Below are 19245 nucleotides of genomic sequence, written 5' to 3' on the forward strand. Positions count from 1 at the left end.
GACATGCGTGAAGCCATCCACAACCTCGAAGCGTCGAAGATCCGCGAAGTCGCCAATGCCGGCATGGGCCGCGACGACGTGCTGGCCTTCTGGTTCGGCGAAAGCGACGAAGTCACGCCCGAGGTGATCCGCCAGGCGGCCATCGATTCGCTGCAGCGGGGCGAGACCTTCTACGCCCACAACCTTGGCCTGCCAGAGCTGCGCGAAGCCATTGCGCGCTACACGAGCGGGCTGCATCCGGCGGTCGATGCCTCGCGCATCGCCGTCACCTCGGGCGGCGTGAGCGCGCTGATGCTCGCGGTGCAGGCGCTGGTCGACGCGGGCGACGAAGTGGTCGCCGTGACGCCGGTGTGGCCCAACCTGACGGCGCAGCCCGCCATCATGGGCGCGCGCGTTCGTACCTTGCCGCTGGTGCCGGTGAACGGGCAGTGGACGCTCGACCTGCCCGCGCTGCGTGCGGCGGTCACTTCGAAGACGAAGCTGCTGATCGTCAACGCACCGAACAATCCCACGGGCTGGACCATGACGCGCGACGAGCAGCAGGCCGTGCTCGGCCACTGCCGCCAGACCGGCACGTGGATCCTCGCCGACGAGGTGTACGAGCGCCTGTACTACGAGCCGACGCCCAATGCCTGCGCGCCGAGCTTCCTCGACATCTCGAAGCCCGACGACCGGCTCGTCGTCACGCACAGCTTCTCGAAGAGCTTCCTGATGACGGGCTGGCGCCTGGGCTGGCTGGTGCTGCCGCCGTCAATGGTGGACGGCATCGGCAAGCTGATCGAGTTCAACACCTCGTGCGCCAGCGTGTTCACGCAGCGCGCCGCCATCACCGCCATCGAACACACGAGCGAGATCACGCCGCGCGTGGTGGCGCACCTGAAGCATTGCCGCGACACGCTGGTGCCGCTGCTGGCGGCGCTGCCGGGCGTGCAGGTGGCTTCGGCCAAGGGCGGCATGTATGCCTTCTTCCGGCTCGAAGGCTTCGGCGATTCGCTCGAAGTGGCCAAGCGGCTGGTCGCCGAGGCGGGCCTGGGACTCGCGCCGGGCAATGCCTTCGCGCCCGAGGCGCAGGGATGGCTGCGCTGGTGCTTTGCCTCGAAAGACCCGCAGCGGCTGGTGAAGGGCGTGGAGCGCCTGCGCAACTGGCTGGCGGAGCAGCCGCAGCGCAAGGGCTGATCCGGCCGCCTGCAATTTCGTTCAATACGCGACGCGACCGGGCCGCGAAGCTCGGACTTTTCTCGAAAGCGAAAGGTCTGGCATGTCGGAACGGTTGAAGGGAATGGCGCTGTGCGCGCTGGCGATGGTCACGGTGGGCAGCACGGTGGTGGCCAGCAAGGTCATCGCAGGCGGGCTTCCGCCGTTCACCGCGACCGCGCTGCGGTTTGCGATGGCGCTGCCGGTGTTTCTCCTGCTGCTGCGGCTGACGCGCACGCCTTGGCCTCGCCCCGACCGGCGCGACCTCGTGCTGCTCTTGTGCCAGGCAGGGCTGGGCAGCGTGGGCTATACGGTGCTGCTGATCCTGGGCGTGAGGTGGGCGCCGGCCGCCAGCGCAGGCGTGGTGGCCGGGACGCTGCCGGCCGTTGCGGCGCTGGTGGCGGTGCTGGCTTTGCGCGAGCGGCCAGGGCGCTATCTGGTGGGCAGCATCGTCTTGGCAACGGTGGGGGTGCTGGCAATCAGCTGGCCGGGCGAAGGCTCCGCAGGGGGCTCCAAATCGGCCGCGGCGTTCGCCGGCAACCTGCTGATACTGGGCGCGGTCGTCTGTGAGGCGATGTTCATCCTGCTCAACAAGCGGCTTCGGGTGCCGGTGCGGCCGTTGGCGCTGTCGACGCTGATGACGGCCTTCGGGCTCCTGCTGTCGCTGGTTCCGGCGCTGTTCGAGCGGGCCTGGGAGCACCCGTTGCCGAACGATGCGTTGCTCGGCGTCGCCTACTACGCGCTGGTGCCGACGGTGCTGGGCTTCGTCCTCTGGTTTGCCGGATCGGCCAGGCTGAAAGGGGCCGAAGCGGCGCTCTTCACAGCGCTCCTGCCGGTTTCAGCACTGATACTGGCGGCCTTCTGGCTGGGGGAAAGTATCAGCCTGGCGCAGATCGGCGGGGCCGCCTGCGTGCTCGGCGCGGTAGGCCTGGCTTCGCTCGATGGCAGGAGTGGCAAGGGGCTCGACCCGGCAGCGGCCCCTTCGTGAAACACCGAGGAACCGGCTTTGCCGGGCCTCAGGTGTTGCCCCCGGTAGGGGGTAGGCGAAGCGACACGAAGTGCGCGTAGCCTGGGGGCGAGCTATAATCCCGAGGCTTTGCATGCCGCAAGGCGCACGGTGAGGGCAGTTCCAGCGCTCACCGCAAGTCAAACATCTAGGAACCAAGGAATCATCATGATCGCAGCCTCCATCAAGGCCGAAGTCGTCAAAGACAACGCCCGCGCCGCCAACGATACCGGCAGCCCGGAAGTGCAAGTCGCACTGCTGACCGCCCGCATCAACGAGCTCACCCCCCACTTCAAGACGCACGCCAAGGACCACCATGGTCGTCGCGGCCTGCTGCGCATGGTGAGCCGCCGCCGCAAGCTCCTCGACTACCTCAAGTCCAAGGACGCCGACCGCTACACCGCGCTGATCGCCAAGCTGGGTCTGCGCAAGTAAATCGAATCGCATGAAAAAACGCCTGGGTTAGTCCGCTAGCTCAGGCGTTTTTTACTTCGCGATCCACTTTCGGAGTGCCAAACAGAGCGAAGCTGTGTCATTCCAATGAAGTTCCCTCCGAGCTTCGCTGGAATGGCATCGTGTTCTGAGACAGCCTCCGCCTCTTGCGAACCCTGAGTGGTTCGCTACTAAAACAGGAGCAAACATGAGCCTCTTCAACAAAGTCACCAAGTCCTTCCAATGGGGCGACAAGACCGTCGTCATGGAAACGGGCGAAGTCGCCCGCCAGGCCAATGGCGCCGTGCTGGTCGACATCGACGGCACCGTGATCCTTGCGACCGTTGTCGCTTCCAAGTCGGCCAAGCCGGGCCAGGATTTCTTCCCGCTGACCGTCGACTACATCGAGAAGACCTACGCCGCCGGCAAGATCCCCGGCAGCTTCTTCAAGCGCGAAGCCAAGCCCAGCGAACATGAAACGCTGACCAGCCGCCTGATCGACCGCCCGATCCGCCCGCTGTTCCCCGAAGGCTTCCTGAACGAAGTGCACGTGGTCATCCACACCGTGTCGCTCAACCCCGAAGTCGACGCCGACATCGCCGCCATGATCGGCGTGAGCGCTGCGCTCGCCATCTCCGGCATCCCGTTCAGCGGCCCGATCGGTGCCGCCCGCGTGGGCTACATCAACGGCCAGTACGTGCTGAATCCGGGCCAGACGGCCCGCAAGGATTCGCAGATGGACCTCGTCGTCGCCGGCACGCAAGCCGCCGTGCTCATGGTCGAGTCCGAAGCGCAGCAGCTCAGCGAAGAAGTCATGCTGGGTGGCGTGGTGTTCGGCCATGAACAAGCCAACATCGCCATCAACGCGATCCATGACCTCGTGCGCGACGCCGGCAAGCCGGTGTGGGACTGGCAGGCGCCCGCCGAAGACGAAGCCTTCGTTGCCAAGGTCAAGGGCCTGGCCGAAGAAAAGCTGCGCGCCGTCTATCAGATTCGCAGCAAGCAAGCCCGCACGCAAGCCCTGCGCGAAGCCAATGCCAGCGTGATGAACACGCTCAAGGAAAGCGGCGAGCCCTTCGACGCCGGCAAGGTCAACGACCTGCTGTTCGCCATCGAATCGAAGATCGTGCGCAGCCAGATCCTGTCGGGCGAGCCCCGCATCGACGGCCGCGACACGCGCACCGTGCGCCCCATCGAGATCCGCAACTCCGTGCTGCCGCGCACCCACGGTTCGGCCCTGTTCACGCGCGGTGAAACCCAGGCGCTGGTCATCACCACGCTCGGCACCGAACGCGACGCACAGCGCATCGACGCGCTGGCCGGCGAGTACGAAGACCGCTTCCTGTTCCACTACAACATGCCTCCCTTTGCCACCGGCGAAGTGGGCCGCATGGGCTCGACCAAGCGCCGCGAAATCGGCCACGGCCGCCTCGCCAAGCGCGCGCTGGTCGCCGTGCTGCCGACCAAGGAAGAATTCCCGTACACGGTTCGCGTGGTGTCGGAAATCACCGAGTCGAACGGCTCCTCGTCGATGGCTTCGGTCTGCGGCGGCTGCCTGTCGATGATGGACGCCGGCGTGCCCATGAAGGCGCACGTGGCCGGTATCGCCATGGGCCTGATCAAGGAAGACAACCGCTTCGCGGTGCTGACCGACATCCTGGGCGACGAGGACCACCTGGGCGACATGGACTTCAAGGTTGCAGGCACCACCAACGGCATCACCGCGCTGCAGATGGACATCAAGATCCAGGGCATCACCAAGGAAATCATGCAGGTCGCACTGGCGCAAGCCAAGGAAGCGCGCATGCACATCCTGGGCAAAATGCAGGAAGCCATGGGCGAGGCCAAGGCCGAAGTCTCCAGCTTCGCACCGCGCCTGACCACGCTGAAGATCAACCCCGAGAAGATCCGCGACGTGATCGGCAAGGGCGGTTCGGTCATCCGCGGCCTGCAGGAAGAAACCGGCACGACGATCAACATCGACGAAGACGGCACCATCACCATCGCCTCGACCGATCCGGAAAAGGCTGAGCTGGCCAAGAAGCGCATCGAGCAGATCACGGCCGAAGTCGAAATCGGCAAGGTCTACGAAGGCCCGGTCACCAAGATCCTGGACTTCGGTGCGCTGATCAACCTGCTGCCCGGCAAGGACGGCCTGCTGCACATCAGCCAGATCGCGCACGAACGCGTCGAGAAGGTGACCGACTATCTGAGCGAAGGCCAGATCGTGAAGGTCAAGGTTCTGGAAACCGACGAAAAGGGCCGCGTCAAGCTGTCCATGAAGGCCTTGACCGAGCGTCCGGCCGGCATGGAATACAGCGAGCGCCCGCCGCGTGAAGACCGTGGCGATCGCGGCGACCGTGGCGGCGACCGCCGCGAGCGTTCGGACCGTGGCGACCGTGGTGGTGACCGCGGCGGCGATCGTGGCGAGCGCGCACCGCGCTTCAACGACCAGCAGCAGGCTCCGGCCGGCGAGCAGTCGCAGGCCCCGCGCGAGCCTCAGGAGTAAGAAGGGTGCAACGGCGGTTCATTGCCGCCGTTGCAATCTTTTGAACGTCAAGCTTCGCCCCATCTGCGGGCGTTGGAGGCCGAAAGACCATGAAAGCCATTGAAATCACTTCGTACGGCGCCCCTGAGGTGCTGCGCGTGGCCGACCGTCCCGATCCGGTGGCGGGTGAGGGCGAGCTGCTGATTCGCGTCGCGGCCAGTGGCGTCAACCGGCCCGACGTGCTGCAGCGGATGGGCCACTATCCGGTGCCGCCGGGTGCATCCGATCTGCCGGGCCTCGAAGTGGCCGGCGAGATCGTGTCTGGCGATGCCGCGGCGTTGGCCGAGGCGGGGTTCGAGGTTGGTGATCGTGTCTGTGCGTTGATCGCTGGCGGTGGCTATGCCCAGCTGTGCGTGGCGCCCGTGGCGCAATGCCTGCCGGTGCCGAAGGGTTGGAGCGATGTCGATGCGGCGTCGCTGCCCGAAACCTTCTTCACTGTGTGGAGCAACGTGTTCGAGCGCGGCCGTTTGCAAAAAGGCGAGACGCTGCTGATCCAGGGCGGCTCGAGCGGCATCGGCGTCACGGCGATCCAGATCGCCAAGGCGCTGGGCGCGACGGTGATTGTCACAGCCGGCAGCGACGACAAGTGCGAAGCCTGCAAGAAGCTGGGGGCCGACCACGCCATCAACTACCGCACGAGCGATTTCGTCGAAGAGGCGAAGAAGCTCACCGGTGGCAAGGGCGTGGACGTGATCCTCGACATGGTCGCAGGCGACTACGTGGCGCGCGAGATCGAATGCCTGGCCGAAGACGGCAGGCTCGTGATCATCGCGGTGCAGGGCGGCGTGAAGAGCCAGATCAATGCGGGCCTCGTGCTGCGCAGGCGCCTCACGATCACCGGCTCGACGCTGCGGCCGCGGCCGGTGGCCTTCAAGGGCGCCATTGCCAAGGCCCTGCGCGAGAAGGTGTGGCCGCTGCTGGAAAGCGGCGCCATCAAGCCCGTGATCTACAGCACCTTTGCGGCAGCGGGTGAGCCTAGCGGCGCAGCCCAGGCTCACACGCTGATGGAATCGAACCAGCACATCGGCAAGATCGTGCTGACATGGTGACGGGAAGAACGCGATGACAACCAAGAAGAAACTGATCGCCGGCAACTGGAAGATGAACGGCAGCCTCGCTGCCAACGAAGCGCTGGTGAAGGCCTTGCAGCAAGGCCTGGCCGCAAGCCCGGCCGCGTGCGACGTGGCGCTGTGCGCGCCCGCGCCGTACTTCGCCCAACTGCAGTCGCTGCTGGCGGGTACGCCGTCGCTGGCGCTCGGTGCGCAGGACATTTCGGCGCATCCGCAAGGTGCATTCACCGGCGAGCAATCGGCGGCGATGCTGAAGGATTTCGGTGTGCGCTATGCGATCGTCGGTCACTCGGAGCGTCGGCAATACCACGGCGAGACCGACGAGACCGTCGCGGCGAAAACCGCTGCGGCATTGGCCAATGGCATCACGCCGATCGTCTGTGTCGGCGAAACGCTGGCGCAGCGCGAAGCAGGGCAGACCGAAGAGGTCGTCAAGCGTCAGCTGGCTGCGGTGATTCACGTGAACGGCCATTGCATCAGCGAGATCGTCGTGGCGTATGAGCCTGTCTGGGCCATCGGCACGGGCAAGACTGCCACGCCGGAGCAGGCGCAAGCGGTGCATGCCGTGCTGCGCGCGCAACTGCATCACGCGGCAAGCGAGCATGCCGCGGGCATCCAGATCCTTTATGGCGGCAGCATGAACGCGGCCAATGCCGCCGAACTGCTGGCGCAGGCCGACATCGACGGCGGCCTTATCGGTGGCGCGTCGCTCAAGGCGCCCGATTTTCTGCAGATCATTTCTGCCGCTGCGCGCTGAATGCGCAACGGCTGTATCAATTAGGAGTAAGAACGAATGAACGTGGTCCTCAACCTTCTGGTCGGCGTGCAGATGCTGGCAGCCCTCGCAATGATCGGCCTGATCCTGGTCCAGCATGGCAAGGGCGCCGACATGGGCGCAGCCTTCGGCAGCGGCAGTGCCGGCAGCCTGTTCGGCGCCAGCGGCAGTGCCAACTTTCTCTCGCGCACAACGGCCGTGCTTGCTGCCGTGTTCTTCGCCTGCACGCTGCTGCTGGCCTATTTCAGCCATGCACGTCCCGCAGGCGGCGGCAGTCTTCTGGAGCGCGCCGCGGTGGGTGCGCCCGCTGCGCCGGCTTCCGGTGCGGCTGGTGAAATTCCTGGCGCGGCAGCTCCCAGCGCCCCCGCTTCGGCTCCTGCAGCCCCGGTTTCGGGTGCGGGCCAGATCCCCAGCAAGTAATCAACTCGTTTTCATGAGTTGCCCGTGAGAAATGGCTTCATTTCAGGGTAAACTCTAAATCTGTTCGGAAAGCCAAATGCCTCTTGCAGGTACCTCATGCCATCCGAACAGCAAAAACCGCGGTCGTGGTGAAATTGGTAGACACGCTATCTTGAGGGGGTAGTGGCGAAAGCTGTGCGAGTTCGAGTCTCGCCGACCGCACCAAATCTCATCGGCAGAAAACCTCATCCAGAGGTTCTTCTTGCCGGTGGCAAGCGGTGAAAAACTCTCGATGAATCTCGACTCCTACCTCCCCGTCCTTTTGTTCATTCTGGTCGGAGTCGGCGTAGGCGTCGCCCCTCAGGTCATCGGATACATTCTCGGCCCCAATCGGCCCGACGCCGCGAAGAATGCTCCCTACGAGTGTGGCTTCGAAGCCTTCGAGGACGCGCGCATGAAGTTCGACGTGCGCTACTACCTCGTCGCGATTCTCTTCATCCTGTTCGATCTCGAAATTGCCTTTCTCTTTCCCTGGGCCATCGCGCTCAAGGAGATTGGCGCTATCGGCTTCTGGGCCATGATGATCTTTCTCGCCATCCTCGTCGTGGGCTTTGCCTACGAGTGGAAAAAGGGCGCGCTCGACTGGGAATGACAAGGAAAGCACACGATGGCCATTGAAGGCGTTCTCAAAGAAGGTTTCGTCACCACCACCTACGACTCGGTGGTGAACTGGGCGAAGACCGGATCTCTCTGGCCGATGACATTCGGCCTCGCATGCTGTGCGGTCGAAATGATGCACGCGGGTGCTGCCCGCTACGACATCGATCGTTTCGGCATGCTGTTTCGTCCGAGCCCGCGCCAGTCCGATCTGATGATCGTGGCTGGCACGTTGTGCAACAAGATGGCGCCGGCCCTGCGCAAGGTCTACGACCAGATGCCCGAGCCGCGCTGGGTGCTGTCGATGGGTTCGTGCGCGAATGGCGGTGGCTACTACCACTACAGCTATTCGGTCGTGCGCGGCTGCGACCGCATCGTGCCCGTCGATGTGTACGTTCCGGGTTGCCCGCCCACCGCCGAAGCATTGCTCTACGGCGTGATCCAGTTGCAGCAGAAGATTCGCCGCACCAACACCATTGCCCGCGCCTGAGAGATTGCCGACGATGACTGACTTTGCAATTTCGCCGGAGGTGCTGCGCGCCACCATCGCCGAGACGCTTGGCGCCAAGGCCAGGAGCGTGACGCTTGCCCTGGAAGAGGTGACCGTGGTGGTCGGTGCCGCCGATTACATTGAAGCCGCCTTGCTGCTGCGCGACGCGCCCGGCTGCCGCTTCGAGCAATTGATCGACCTCTGCGGCATGGACTATTCCGACTACCGCGAAGGCGAGTGGCAGGGCGAGCGCTATGGCGTCGTCACGCACCTGCTGTCGGTGAGCCTCAACCAGCGCGTGCGCCTCAAGGTGTTTGCGCCGAGCGAAGACCTGCCCGTGGTCGACTCGCTCCAGCCCGTCTGGAGCGCCGCCACCTGGTTCGAGCGCGAAGCCTTCGACCTGTACGGCATCGTGTTCGATGGCCACGACGACCTGCGCCGCATCCTGACCGACTACGGCTTCATCGGCCACCCGTTCCGCAAGGACTTCCCGGTGTCGGGTCACGTCGAGATGCGTTACGACGAAGAGCAGAAGCGCGTGGTCTACCAGCCGGTATCGATCGAGCCGCGGGAAATCACGCCGCGCGTGATCCGCGAAGACAACTACGGCGGCGGTTTGCACTGATATGGCCGAAATCAAGAACTACACCCTCAACTTCGGCCCCCAGCATCCGGCCGCGCACGGCGTGCTGCGCCTGGTGCTCGAGCTCGACGGCGAAGTGATCCAGCGCGCCGACCCGCATATCGGCCTGCTTCACCGCGCCACCGAGAAGCTCGCCGAGTCGCGCACCTTCATCCAGTCGCTGCCTTACATGGACCGTCTCGACTACGTGTCGATGATGTCCAACGAGCACGCCTACTGCCTCGCCATCGAGCGGATGATGGGCCTCGATGTGCCGATCCGCGCGCAGTACATCCGCGTGATGTTTGCCGAGATCACCCGCCTGCTGAACCACCTGCTGTGGCTCGGCGCGCACGGTCTCGACTGCGGTGCGATGAACATGCTCATCTACTGCTTCCGCGAGCGTGAAGACCTGTTCGACATGTACGAGGCCGTGTCCGGCGCGCGCATGCACGCGGCGTACTTCCGTCCGGGCGGTGTCTATCGCGACCTGCCGGACGCGATGCCACAGTACAAGGTCAGCAAGATCAAGAACGCGAAGGCCATCGAGCGCTTGAACGAAGATCGCCAAGGGTCGCTGCTCGACTTCGTCGACGCTTTCTGCAAGCGCTTCCCGAAGATGGTCGACGAGTACGAGACGCTGCTCACCGACAACCGCATCTGGAAGCAGCGCACCGTGGGCATCGGCGTGGTCACGCCGGAGCGCGCGCTGAACCTCGGCTTCACCGGCCCGATGCTGCGTGGCTCGGGCGTCGAATGGGACCTGCGCAAGAAGCAGCCTTACGACGTCTACGGCCAGATGCAGTTCGACGTGCCCGTGGGCAAGACTGGCGACTGCTACGACCGTTACCTCGTGCGCGTGGAAGAAATGCGCCAGGCCAACAAGATCATCCAGCAGTGCTCGGCATGGCTGCGCGCCAACCCCGGCCCGGTGATCACCGACAACCACAAGGTTGCCGCGCCCGCGCGCGAATCGATGAAGGCGAACATGGAGGAGCTGATCCACCATTTCAAGCTCTTCACCGAAGGCTTCCATGTGCCCGAAGGCGAAGCGTATGCCGCCGTCGAGCATCCGAAGGGCGAGTTCGGCATCTATCTCGTGAGCGACGGCGCCAACAAGCCGTACCGCCTGAAGATCCGCGCCCCTGGTTTCCCGCACCTCGCCGCCCTCGACGAAATGTCGCGCGGCCACATGATCGCCGACGCTGTCGCGGTGATCGGCACGATGGACATCGTGTTCGGTGAAATCGACAGGTGAGAAAGAGCGAATGACGACTTCCTCAACCCATCACCTTGACGCGGCCCCTTCGGCCCCGTTGAAGGACGAGATCCTCGAGCGCTTTGCGCGAGAGGTCGCCAAGTACCCCGAAGCGGGCAAGCAATCCGCCGTGATGGCCTGCCTCGCCATCGTCCAGCAGGACGAGGGCTACGTCAGCCTGCAGCGCGAGCGCGAGATTGCCGAGTACCTCGGCATGGCGCCCATCGCCGTGCATGAAGTGACGACCTTCTACAACATGTACAACCAGCATCCGGTGGGCAAGTTCAAGCTCAACGTGTGCACCAACCTGCCTTGCCAGCTGCGTGACGGCGTCACGGCCCTCGTGCACCTCGAGAAGAAGCTCGGCATCAAGATGGGCGAGACCACGGCCGACGGCGTGTTCACGCTGCAGCAGAGCGAATGCCTGGGCGCTTGTGCCGATTCGCCCGTGATGCTGGTCAACGACCGCACCATGTGCAGCTTCATGAGCAACGACAAGCTCGACCAGCTCATCGAGGGCCTGCGTGGCTCCGTGAAAGGGGAGGCCGCCTGATGTCGCCCGAACAAGTTCTCCAGCAGTTCCAGGCCACGGGCGTCCAGACCTGTTTCCACGACCGCCACATCGAGCCGCAGATCTATGCCGGCCTGAATGGCACCAACTGGCGCCTGGCCGACTACGAGGCGCGCGGCGGCTACAAGGCGCTGCGCAAGATCCTCACCGAGGGCCTCACGCCCGACCAAGTGATCGCCGAGGTGAAGGCCTCGGGCCTGCGCGGCCGTGGCGGCGCGGGTTTTCCGACCGGCCTGAAGTGGAGCTTCATGCCCCGCCAGTTTCCGGGCCAGAAGTACCTCGTCTGCAATTCGGACGAAGGCGAGCCCGGCACCTGCAAGGACCGCGACATCCTGCAGTTCAACCCGCACATCGTGATCGAAGGCATGGCCATCGCCGCGTATGCGATGGGCATCAGCGTGGGCTACAACTACATCCACGGCGAGATCTTCCAGAGCTACGACCGCTTCGAGGAAGCCCTCGAAGAAGCGCGTGCCGCGGGCTACCTCGGCGACAAGATCATGGGCAGCACGTACAACTTCCAGTTGCACGCCGCCCACGGTTTCGGCGCCTACATCTGCGGCGAGGAAACCGCGCTGCTCGAATCGCTCGAAGGCAAGAAGGGCCAGCCGCGCTTCAAGCCGCCGTTCCCGGCGAGCTTTGGCCTGTACGGCAAGCCGACCACCATCAACAACACCGAGACCTTCGCGGCGGTGCCCTGGATCATCAACAACGGCGGTCCGGCCTACCTCGAATGCGGCAAGCCGAACAATGGCGGCACCAAGATCTATTCGGTCAGCGGCGACGTCGAGCTGCCCGGCAACTACGAAGTGCCCATGGGCACGCCGTTCTCCAAGCTGCTCGAACTGGCCGGCGGCGTGCGCAAGGGCCGCACGCTCAAGGCGGTGATCCCCGGTGGCTCGTCGTCGCCGGTGCTGCCGGCCGACATCATGATGGCCTGCACCATGGACTACGACTCCATCGCCAAGGCCGGCTCCATGCTGGGCTCGGGCGCGGTGATCGTCATGGACGACAGCCGCTCGATGGTCGAGTCGCTCAAGCGCCTCTCGTACTTCTACATGCACGAGTCCTGTGGCCAGTGCACGCCGTGCCGTGAAGGCACCGGCTGGCTCTACCGCGTGGTAGACCGCATCCATAACGGTCAGGGCAAGCCCAGCGACATGCAACTGCTGGACTCCGTTGCCGGCGACATCATGGGCCGCACCATCTGTGCGCTCGGCGATGCGGCGGCCATGCCCGTGCGTGCCATGATCAAGCACTTCCGCCATGAGTTCGAGGCCCTGATTCCAGGCCACGTCCCGACGGAGCCCGTCAAGGCATGAACCGCCGGGCCGCTCCCAAGGTGAATACCGCAGCCGAAGGCGGAGGCTGTCTGTTGGCGCGAGAAGAAACATACTCATGATCGAAATCGAACTCGACGGCAAGAAGGTCGAAGTGACCGAAGGCAGCATGGTGATGCATGCGGCCGACAAGGCGGGCACGTACATCCCGCACTTCTGCTATCACAAGAAACTCAGCATCGCGGCCAACTGCCGCATGTGCCTGGTCGACGTGGAAAAGGCGCCCAAGCCGATGCCGGCCTGCGCCACGCCCGTCACGCAGGGCATGATCGTTCGCACCAAGAGCGAAAAGGCCATCAAGGCGCAGCAGTCGGTCATGGAGTTCCTCCTGATCAATCACCCGCTGGATTGCCCGATCTGCGACCAGGGCGGCGAATGCCAGCTGCAAGATTTGGCGGTGGGCTACGGCGGTTCTTCCTCGCGCTACGAGGAAGAAAAGCGCGTCGTGTTCCACAAGGATGTCGGCCCGCTGATCAGCATGGAAGAAATGAGCCGCTGCATCCACTGCACGCGCTGTGTCCGTTTCGGCCAGGAAGTGGCCGGCGTGATGGAGCTCGGCATGTCGCACCGCGGCGAGCACTCCGAAATCGAAACCTTCCTCGGCGACTCGGTCGATTCCGAACTGTCGGGCAACATGATCGACATCTGCCCGGTCGGAGCGCTCACGAGCAAGCCGTTCCGCTACAGCGCCCGCACCTGGGAGCTGTCGCGCCGCAAGTCGGTGAGCCCGCACGATTCCACCGGTGCGAACCTGATCGTCCAGGTCAAGAACAACCGCGTGATGCGCGTGGTGCCGCTCGAGAACGAGGACGTCAACGAATGCTGGATCGCCGACCGCGACCGCTTCTCGTACGAAGCGCTCAACGGCCCCGAGCGCCTGACGCAGCCCATGCTGAAGCAGGGCGGTCAATGGCAGCAGGTCGACTGGCAGACGGCGCTCGAGTACGTCGCCAACGGCCTCAAGCAGATCAAGGCCGACCACGGTGCGCAAAGCATCGGCACGCTGGTCAGCCCGCACAGCACGCTCGAAGAGCTGCAGCTCGCCGCCATGCTCACGCGTGAACTGGGTAGCGACAACATCGACTACCGCCTGCGCAACGCCGAATTCACGGCGTTCGAGGGCGTGCGCTGGCTCGGCACCTCGATCGCATCGCTCACGCAAGTGCAGCGCGCTCTGGTCGTCGGTTCGAACCTGCGCAAGGAACATCCGCTGTTCGCGCAGCGCATCCGCCAGGCCGTGCGCAAGGGCGCCGCGCTGTCGGTGATCACCTCGGCGAGCCTGATGGCCGCCCGCGACGCCTGGGCCATCGACGTGGCGCAATCGTCCATCGTCGAAGCCGACCAGTGGGTCGAAGCGCTGGCCGCCGTGGCCGCTGCGGTCGGTGAAACCAACGGCGCAGCCGCGCCACTGGCACCGAAGAACGCACCCGATGCCGCCGCCAAGGCCATCGCAGCCTCGCTGCTGAGTGGCGAACGCAAGGCCATCCTGCTCGGCAACGCCGCCGCCCATCACGCTCAAGCCAGCAGCCTGCTGGCCCTGGCGAACTGGATCGGGGCGCAAACCGGCGCCACCGTCGGCTACCTGACCGAGGCCGCCAACACCGTGGGCGCGCAGATCGTCGGCGCGTTCCCGAAGAACGGCGGCCTCGATGCCGGCCGCATGCTCGCCGCAGGCTCCGGCTTGAAGGCCGTGATGCTGCTGAACACCGAGCCGGTGTTCGATTCGGCAGTCGGCGCCGCCGCGGCCGATGTCATCGGCAATGCGCAGATGGTCGTCACGCTGAGCCCCTTCAAGGCCAATCTCGAGTTCAGCGACGTGCTGTTGCCCATCGCACCGTTCACCGAGACCCCGGGCACCTTCGTCAATGCCGAAGGCCGCCTGCAAGGGTTCCATGCCGTCGTGAAGCCGCAAGGCGAAACGCGTCCGGCATGGAAGGTGCTGCGCGTGCTGGCCAACCTGCTGGGCCTGCCGGGCTTCGCGTTCGAATCGACCGCCGAGGTGCTGGCCACCATCGGTGACAAGGGCGCGGTGCCGGCGAATGCGCTGAGCAACGCCACGTCCGCGAAGGCCGTCGCCTCCGGCGGAGCGGCTGCCGCGCCCGTGGTCGCGAGCATCTACCAACTGGATTCGATCGTGCGCCGCGCGCCATCGCTGCAACTGACCGCTGATGCGCGCAATGCATCGGCCGCACCGGCACGTGCCGAGGAGGCACTGGCATGATCGACGCAATTCATGGCTTCGGCCAGGGGCTGGTCGCCGCAGGCTGGTGGACCGCCGTGGTCTGGCCCGTGATCTGGACGCTGATCAAGATCATCGTGGTCGTCCTCCCGCTGATGGGTGCCGTGGCGTATCTCACGCTATGGGAACGCAAGGCCATCGGCTTCACGCAGATCCGCATCGGCCCGAACCGCATCGGGCCGCTGGGCCTGCTCCAGCCGATCGCCGACGCGCTCAAGCTGATGACCAAGGAAATCATTCTTCCGACGGTCGCCAACAAGGGCCTGTTCCTGCTGGGCCCGATCATGACCATCATGCCGGCGCTGGCCGCATGGGCCGTGATTCCCTTCGGTCCCGACGTGGCGCTGGCCAACATCAACGCCGGCCTGCTGTTCGTGATGGCCATCACCTCGCTCGAGGTGTACGGCGTGATCATCGCCGGCTGGGCTTCGAACTCGAAGTACGCCTTCCTGGGCGCGCTGCGCGCCTCGGCACAGATGGTGAGCTACGAAATCGCGATGGGCTTCTGCTTCGTCGTGGTGCTGATGGTCACGGGCAGCCTGAACATGAGCGAGATCGTGAACGTCCAGGGCAAGGGCATGTTCGCCAACATGGGCGTGGGCTTGCTGTCGTGGAACTGGCTGCCGCTGCTGCCGATCTTCGTCGTCTACTTCATCTCGGGACTCGCCGAAACCAACCGCCACCCGTTCGACGTGGTGGAAGGCGAGTCCGAAATCGTGGCCGGCCACATGATCGAGTACTCGGGCATGAGCTTCGCGATGTTCTTCCTGGCCGAGTACGCCAACATGTGGCTCGTCTCGATCCTGACCGTGGTGCTGTTCCTCGGCGGATGGCTGCCGCCGTTCGAGTTCCTGAGCTTCATCCCGGGCTGGATCTGGCTCGGCGCCAAGACCTTCTGCGTGGTCACCATGTTCCTGTGGGTGCGCTCGACGTTCCCGCGCTTCCGCTATGACCAGATCATGCGTCTGGGCTGGAAGATCTTCATTCCCGTCACTCTCGTGTGGCTGGTCGTGGTCGGTGGCTGGATGCAGACGCCGTTCAACATCTGGAAATAACAGGAAGCGCCAACATCATGACTGCTTCGCACACCGCCGGCGCGCTGGCGCGCCCTTCCAAACTCGCGTCTGCGCCTTTTTCGCTCAAGGACTTCCTGAGCAGCTTCATGCTGTTCGAATTGTTCAAGGGCCTGGCCATCACCGGCAAGTACGCCTTCGCCCGCAAGATCACGGTGCAGTTCCCCGAGGAGAAGACGCCGCTGTCGCCGCGTTTCCGCGGCCTGCACGCGCTGCGCCGCTATGAGAATGGCGAAGAGCGCTGCATCGCCTGCAAGCTCTGCGAAGCCGTCTGCCCGGCGCTGGCCATCACCATCGAATCGGATGTGCGCGACGACGGCTCGCGCCGCACCACGCGCTATGACATCGACCTGACCAAGTGCATCTTCTGCGGCTTCTGCGAAGAGAGCTGCCCGGTCGACTCGATCGTCGAGACGCACATCTTCGAATACCACGGCGAAAAGCGCGGCGACCTGTACTTCACCAAGGACATGCTGCTGGCCGTGGGCGACCGCTACGAAAAAGAAATTGCAGCGAACAAGGCGGCCGACGCCAAGTACCGCTGATCCGACCAGCCCGAACCCATTCGAATTCCATGGACGTCAAGACCGGTCTGTTCTATCTGTTTGCCGTGGTGCTGCTGTTCGCAGCGTTCCGCGTCATCACCGCCCGCAATCCCGTGTATGCCGCGCTGTACCTGGTGCTGGCCTTCTTCCAGGCATCGGCCATCTGGCTGCTGCTGCGCGCCGAGTTCCTCGCGATCTCTCTGGTGCTGGTGTATGTCGGCGCCGTGATGGTGCTGTTCCTGTTCGTCGTGATGATGCTGGACATCAACGTCGACAGCTTGCGGGAGGGCTTCTGGAAGCACTTCCCGCTGGCCGCCGGTGTCGGCGCACTCATCGCGCTCGAAATGGCGGCCGTGCTCATGGGCGGCTTCCGCCTGGGCGAGGCACCGCGCGCCGCTGCCGGTGCGATGGGGGCCAACACTTCCAATACGCTCGAACTCGGCAAGCTGCTTTACTCCGAATACCTCTACCCGCTGGAGATCGCCGCGGTCATCCTGCTCGTGGCCATCGTGGCGGCCATCGCACTGACGCTGCGCACCCGCAAGGACAGCAAGTACGTGAACCCGGCCGACCAGGTCCGCGTGAAGGCGCGTGACCGCGTGCGCATCGTGCAGATGCCGGCAACGCGTGCTGCGGAGCCTGTGGTCGAAGTTGCGGACGCTGCAAAGGAAAACAAGGCATGACGCTCACGCTCGGACACTTTCTCTCGCTCGGCGCGATGCTCTTCGCGCTGTCCGTGATCGGCATCTTCCTGAACCGCAAGAACCTCATCGTGCTGCTGATGGCCATCGAGCTGATGCTGCTCGCGGTCAACATGAACTTCGTGGCGTTCTCGCACTATCTGGGCGACATGCACGGCCAGATCTTCGTGTTCTTCATCCTGACGGTGGCCGCGGCCGAGTCGGCCATCGGCCTGGCGCTGCTGGTCCTGCTGTTCCGCAACAAGTCGAACATCAACGTCGACGAACTCAACTCACTCAAGGGTTGAACGCAACATGAGCGCAACCCTTTCCGCATCCACCCTGCTGGCCGTGCCGCTGGCACCCCTGGTCGGCGCCGTCGTCGCCGGCCTGTTCGGCACCAAGTTCGGCGGCGATCACATCGGCCGCAAGGTCACGCATTCGCTGACCATCCTGGGCGTGCTGGTCGCCTTCATCATTTCGGCCATGACGCTCAAGAGCGTGGTGGCCGATGGCGCCCGCTTCAACGAAACCATCTACGAATGGATGACCGTTGGCGGCCTGAAGATGGAAGTCGGCTTCCTGATCGACGGCCTCACCGCCATGATGATGTGCGTGGTGACCTTCGTGTCGCTGATGGTGCACATCTACACCATCGGCTACATGGAGGAAGACGACGGCTACAACCGCTTCTTCGCGTACATCTCGCTGTTCACCTTCTCGATGCTGATGCTCGTCATGAGCAACAACATGCTCCAGCTGTTCTTCGGCTGGGAGGCGGTGGGCCTGGTGTCGTACCTGCTGATCGGTTTCTGGTTCAACCGGCCGACTGCGATCTTCGCGAACATGAAGGCCTTCCTGGTCAACCGCGTGGGCGACTTCGGCTTCATCCTCGGCATCGGCCTGATCGCGGCCTATGCCGGCACGCTGAACTACGGCGAAGCCTTCGCCAAGGCCAACACGCTGGCCGGCATCACCTTCCCGGGCACCGAGTGGATGCTCATCACGGTGATCTGCATCTGCCTGTTCATCGGCGCCATGGGCAAGAGCGCGCAATTCCCGCTGCACGTGTGGCTGCCCGACTCGATGGAAGGCCCGACGCCCATCTCCGCGCTGATCCACGCGGCAACGATGGTGACGGCCGGCATCTTCATGGTGGCGCGCATGTCGCCGCTGTTCGAACTGAGCGACACGGCACTGAGCTTCATCCTCGTGATCGGCGCCATCACCGCGCTGTTCATGGGCTTCCTGGGCATCATCCAGAACGACATCAAGCGCGTGGTCGCGTACTCGACGCTCTCGCAGCTCGGCTACATGACGGTGGCGCTCGGTGCCTCGGCCTATTCGGTCGCGGTGTTCCACCTGATGACGCACGCGTTCTTCAAGGCGCTGCTGTTCCTTGGCGCGGGCTCGGTGATCATCGGCATGCACCACAACCAGGACATCCGCTGGATGGGGGGCGTGCGCAAGTACATGCCGATCACCTGGATCACCTCGCTGCTGGGTTCGCTCGCGCTGATCGGCACGCCGTTCTTCGCCGGGTTCTACTCGAAGGACAGCATCATCGAAGCAGTGCACGAGAGCCACCTGTGGGGCGCGAACTTCGCGTACTACGCGGTGCTGGCCGGCGTGTTCATCACGGCGTTCTATTCGTTCCGCATGTACTTCCTAGTCTTCCACGGCGAGGAACGCTACGACCAGAACCCCGATGCGCACCATGACGACCATGGCCACGACGACCACGGCCATGGCCACCACGACCACAAGCCGCACGAATCGCCGATGGTGGTCTGGCTGCCGCTGGTGCTGCTGGCCATTCCCTCGGTGGTGATCGGCTTCATGACGATCGAGCCGATGCTGTTCGGCGAGTTCTTCAAGAACGCGATCGCCGTGGACGGCACCCGCCACCACGCCATGAAGGAGCTGGAAGAAGCCTTCCACGGTCCTGTGGCCATGGCCATCCACGGCCTGACGGCGCCGCCGTTCTGGCTGGCGCTGGCCGGCGTGGTCCTGTCCTGGTACATGTACATGATCAACCCGGCGCTGCCGGCCGCGATCAAGCGCGCCTTCGGCCCGATCTACCGCCTGCTCGAGAACAAGTACTACATGGACTGGTTCAACGAGAACGTCATCGCCCGCGCCACGCGCGCGCTCGGTACCGGCCTGTGGAAGGGTGGCGACCAGGCCCTGATCGACGGTGCCGTCGTGAACGGCTCGTGGAAGTTGGTCGGCCGGGTTTCAGGCGTGGTTCGCTGGATGCAGTCCGGCTACATCTATCACTATGCCTTCGCGATGCTGCTCGGCATCTTCATCCTGATGACGTACTTCGTCTGGTTCAAACGCTGA

General features: G+C 64.3%; 19 protein-coding genes and 1 tRNA gene. All 20 read left to right on the plus strand.

Translation table 11 applies throughout. The features are described 5' to 3' along the window. Positions 1–3 precede the first annotated feature (3 nt). The 20 genes from ACEOAB_RS08875 to nuoL all read left to right on the plus strand — a co-directional run bounded on the left by ACEOAB_RS08875 (position 4) and on the right by nuoL (position 19245). Positions 4–1176 (plus strand): pyridoxal phosphate-dependent aminotransferase, encoded by a 1173-nt coding sequence (locus ACEOAB_RS08875; RefSeq protein WP_413748326.1) that lies wholly within the window; start codon positions 4–6, stop codon positions 1174–1176. Positions 1177–1258: 82 nt separating this feature from the next. Next, positions 1259–2182, plus strand: coding sequence for a DMT family transporter (locus ACEOAB_RS08880; RefSeq protein ID WP_495653617.1), 924 nt, complete (start codon positions 1259–1261; stop codon positions 2180–2182). Positions 2183–2368: 186 nt separating this feature from the next. Continuing rightward, a complete protein-coding gene (gene rpsO, locus ACEOAB_RS08885; protein WP_007837783.1) occupies positions 2369–2635 on the plus strand; it encodes a 30S ribosomal protein S15 in 267 nt (88 codons plus the stop codon). A 205-nt stretch (positions 2636–2840) separates the two neighbouring features. After that, positions 2841–5141, plus strand: a complete 2301-nt coding sequence (pnp, locus tag ACEOAB_RS08890; protein ID WP_413748324.1) for a polyribonucleotide nucleotidyltransferase — start codon at positions 2841–2843, stop codon at positions 5139–5141. An 89-nt stretch (positions 5142–5230) separates the two neighbouring features. Next, positions 5231–6229, plus strand: a complete 999-nt coding sequence (locus ACEOAB_RS08895; RefSeq protein ID WP_413748323.1) for an NAD(P)H-quinone oxidoreductase — start codon at positions 5231–5233, stop codon at positions 6227–6229. Between the two features lie 13 nt (positions 6230–6242). Then, positions 6243–7007, plus strand: coding sequence for a triose-phosphate isomerase (gene tpiA / locus ACEOAB_RS08900; protein ID WP_413748322.1), 765 nt, complete (start codon positions 6243–6245; stop codon positions 7005–7007). A gap of 36 nt (positions 7008–7043) precedes the next feature. Beyond that, positions 7044–7445: a preprotein translocase subunit SecG gene (secG, locus tag ACEOAB_RS08905; RefSeq protein WP_413748321.1), complete on the plus strand. Its 402-nt coding sequence runs from the start codon at positions 7044–7046 to the stop codon at positions 7443–7445. A gap of 119 nt (positions 7446–7564) precedes the next feature. Further along, a tRNA-Leu gene (locus ACEOAB_RS08910) sits at positions 7565–7649 on the plus strand. A 67-nt stretch (positions 7650–7716) separates the two neighbouring features. Then, positions 7717–8076 carry an NADH-quinone oxidoreductase subunit A gene (locus ACEOAB_RS08915; protein WP_042674206.1) on the plus strand — a complete coding sequence of 120 codons (360 nt, stop codon included), beginning with the start codon at positions 7717–7719 and terminating at the stop codon, positions 8074–8076. 15 nt (positions 8077–8091) lie between these two features. Continuing rightward, positions 8092–8571, plus strand: coding sequence for a NuoB/complex I 20 kDa subunit family protein (locus ACEOAB_RS08920; RefSeq protein WP_007837763.1), 480 nt, complete (start codon positions 8092–8094; stop codon positions 8569–8571). Between the two features lie 13 nt (positions 8572–8584). Further along, a complete protein-coding gene (locus tag ACEOAB_RS08925; RefSeq protein WP_007837755.1) occupies positions 8585–9196 on the plus strand; it encodes an NADH-quinone oxidoreductase subunit C in 612 nt (203 codons plus the stop codon). A gap of 1 nt (position 9197) precedes the next feature. Beyond that, entirely contained in the window at positions 9198–10451 is a 1254-nt protein-coding gene (locus ACEOAB_RS08930) for an NADH-quinone oxidoreductase subunit D (protein ID WP_056596291.1), read from the plus strand. 10 nt (positions 10452–10461) lie between these two features. Continuing rightward, on the plus strand, positions 10462–11004 hold the full coding sequence (locus ACEOAB_RS08935; RefSeq protein ID WP_413748320.1) for an NADH-quinone oxidoreductase subunit NuoE family protein: 543 nt from the start codon (positions 10462–10464) through the stop codon (positions 11002–11004). Next, positions 11004–12344: an NADH-quinone oxidoreductase subunit NuoF gene (gene nuoF / locus ACEOAB_RS08940; protein ID WP_056596285.1), complete on the plus strand. Its 1341-nt coding sequence runs from the start codon at positions 11004–11006 to the stop codon at positions 12342–12344. Before ACEOAB_RS08935 ends, nuoF begins: the two co-directional genes overlap by 1 nt. Positions 12345–12420: 76 nt before the next feature. Next, positions 12421–14583 (plus strand): NADH-quinone oxidoreductase subunit NuoG, encoded by a 2163-nt coding sequence (gene nuoG, locus ACEOAB_RS08945; RefSeq protein ID WP_413748319.1) that lies wholly within the window; start codon positions 12421–12423, stop codon positions 14581–14583. Then, the gene (nuoH, locus tag ACEOAB_RS08950) at positions 14580–15656 is read left to right on the plus strand and encodes an NADH-quinone oxidoreductase subunit NuoH (protein WP_056596280.1); all 1077 of its coding nucleotides are present in this window, start codon (positions 14580–14582) and stop codon (positions 15654–15656) included. The genes nuoG and nuoH overlap by 4 nt, the downstream gene beginning before the upstream one ends. A gap of 17 nt (positions 15657–15673) precedes the next feature. Continuing rightward, positions 15674–16219: an NADH-quinone oxidoreductase subunit NuoI gene (gene nuoI, locus ACEOAB_RS08955; RefSeq protein WP_007837743.1), complete on the plus strand. Its 546-nt coding sequence runs from the start codon at positions 15674–15676 to the stop codon at positions 16217–16219. Between the two features lie 29 nt (positions 16220–16248). Continuing rightward, positions 16249–16902: an NADH-quinone oxidoreductase subunit J gene (locus ACEOAB_RS08960; protein WP_007837742.1), complete on the plus strand. Its 654-nt coding sequence runs from the start codon at positions 16249–16251 to the stop codon at positions 16900–16902. Continuing rightward, positions 16899–17207, plus strand: a complete 309-nt coding sequence (nuoK, locus tag ACEOAB_RS08965; RefSeq protein ID WP_007837741.1) for an NADH-quinone oxidoreductase subunit NuoK — start codon at positions 16899–16901, stop codon at positions 17205–17207. The genes ACEOAB_RS08960 and nuoK overlap by 4 nt, the downstream gene beginning before the upstream one ends. Before the next feature lie 7 nt (positions 17208–17214). Continuing rightward, positions 17215–19245: an NADH-quinone oxidoreductase subunit L gene (gene nuoL, locus ACEOAB_RS08970; RefSeq protein WP_056596277.1), complete on the plus strand. Its 2031-nt coding sequence runs from the start codon at positions 17215–17217 to the stop codon at positions 19243–19245.

This window comes from Variovorax sp. Varisp53 (assembly GCF_059491555.1).

Excerpts from the sequence above, each read along its gene's own strand:
- nuoL (WP_056596277.1), top strand. The coding sequence starts at position 17,215 with ATGAGCGCAACCCTTTCCGCATCCACCCTGCTGGCCGTGCCGCTGGCA.
- ACEOAB_RS08920 (WP_007837763.1), top strand. The coding sequence starts at position 8,092 with ATGGCCATTGAAGGCGTTCTCAAAGAAGGTTTCGTCACCACCACCTAC.
- ACEOAB_RS08915 (WP_042674206.1), top strand. The coding sequence starts at position 7,717 with ATGAATCTCGACTCCTACCTCCCCGTCCTTTTGTTCATTCTGGTCGGA.
- ACEOAB_RS08895 (WP_413748323.1), top strand. The coding sequence starts at position 5,231 with ATGAAAGCCATTGAAATCACTTCGTACGGCGCCCCTGAGGTGCTGCGC.
- ACEOAB_RS08925 (WP_007837755.1), top strand. The coding sequence starts at position 8,585 with ATGACTGACTTTGCAATTTCGCCGGAGGTGCTGCGCGCCACCATCGCC.
- pnp (WP_413748324.1), top strand. The coding sequence starts at position 2,841 with ATGAGCCTCTTCAACAAAGTCACCAAGTCCTTCCAATGGGGCGACAAG.
- rpsO (WP_007837783.1), top strand. The coding sequence starts at position 2,369 with ATGATCGCAGCCTCCATCAAGGCCGAAGTCGTCAAAGACAACGCCCGC.
- ACEOAB_RS08880 (WP_495653617.1), top strand. The coding sequence starts at position 1,259 with ATGTCGGAACGGTTGAAGGGAATGGCGCTGTGCGCGCTGGCGATGGTC.
- ACEOAB_RS08960 (WP_007837742.1), top strand. The coding sequence starts at position 16,249 with ATGGACGTCAAGACCGGTCTGTTCTATCTGTTTGCCGTGGTGCTGCTG.
- tpiA (WP_413748322.1), top strand. The coding sequence starts at position 6,243 with ATGACAACCAAGAAGAAACTGATCGCCGGCAACTGGAAGATGAACGGC.
- nuoF (WP_056596285.1), top strand. The coding sequence starts at position 11,004 with ATGTCGCCCGAACAAGTTCTCCAGCAGTTCCAGGCCACGGGCGTCCAG.
- nuoH (WP_056596280.1), top strand. The coding sequence starts at position 14,580 with ATGATCGACGCAATTCATGGCTTCGGCCAGGGGCTGGTCGCCGCAGGC.
- ACEOAB_RS08875 (WP_413748326.1), top strand. The coding sequence starts at position 4 with ATGCGTGAAGCCATCCACAACCTCGAAGCGTCGAAGATCCGCGAAGTC.
- nuoG (WP_413748319.1), top strand. The coding sequence starts at position 12,421 with ATGATCGAAATCGAACTCGACGGCAAGAAGGTCGAAGTGACCGAAGGC.
- nuoI (WP_007837743.1), top strand. The coding sequence starts at position 15,674 with ATGACTGCTTCGCACACCGCCGGCGCGCTGGCGCGCCCTTCCAAACTC.
- ACEOAB_RS08930 (WP_056596291.1), top strand. The coding sequence starts at position 9,198 with ATGGCCGAAATCAAGAACTACACCCTCAACTTCGGCCCCCAGCATCCG.
- secG (WP_413748321.1), top strand. The coding sequence starts at position 7,044 with ATGAACGTGGTCCTCAACCTTCTGGTCGGCGTGCAGATGCTGGCAGCC.
- ACEOAB_RS08935 (WP_413748320.1), top strand. The coding sequence starts at position 10,462 with ATGACGACTTCCTCAACCCATCACCTTGACGCGGCCCCTTCGGCCCCG.
- nuoK (WP_007837741.1), top strand. The coding sequence starts at position 16,899 with ATGACGCTCACGCTCGGACACTTTCTCTCGCTCGGCGCGATGCTCTTC.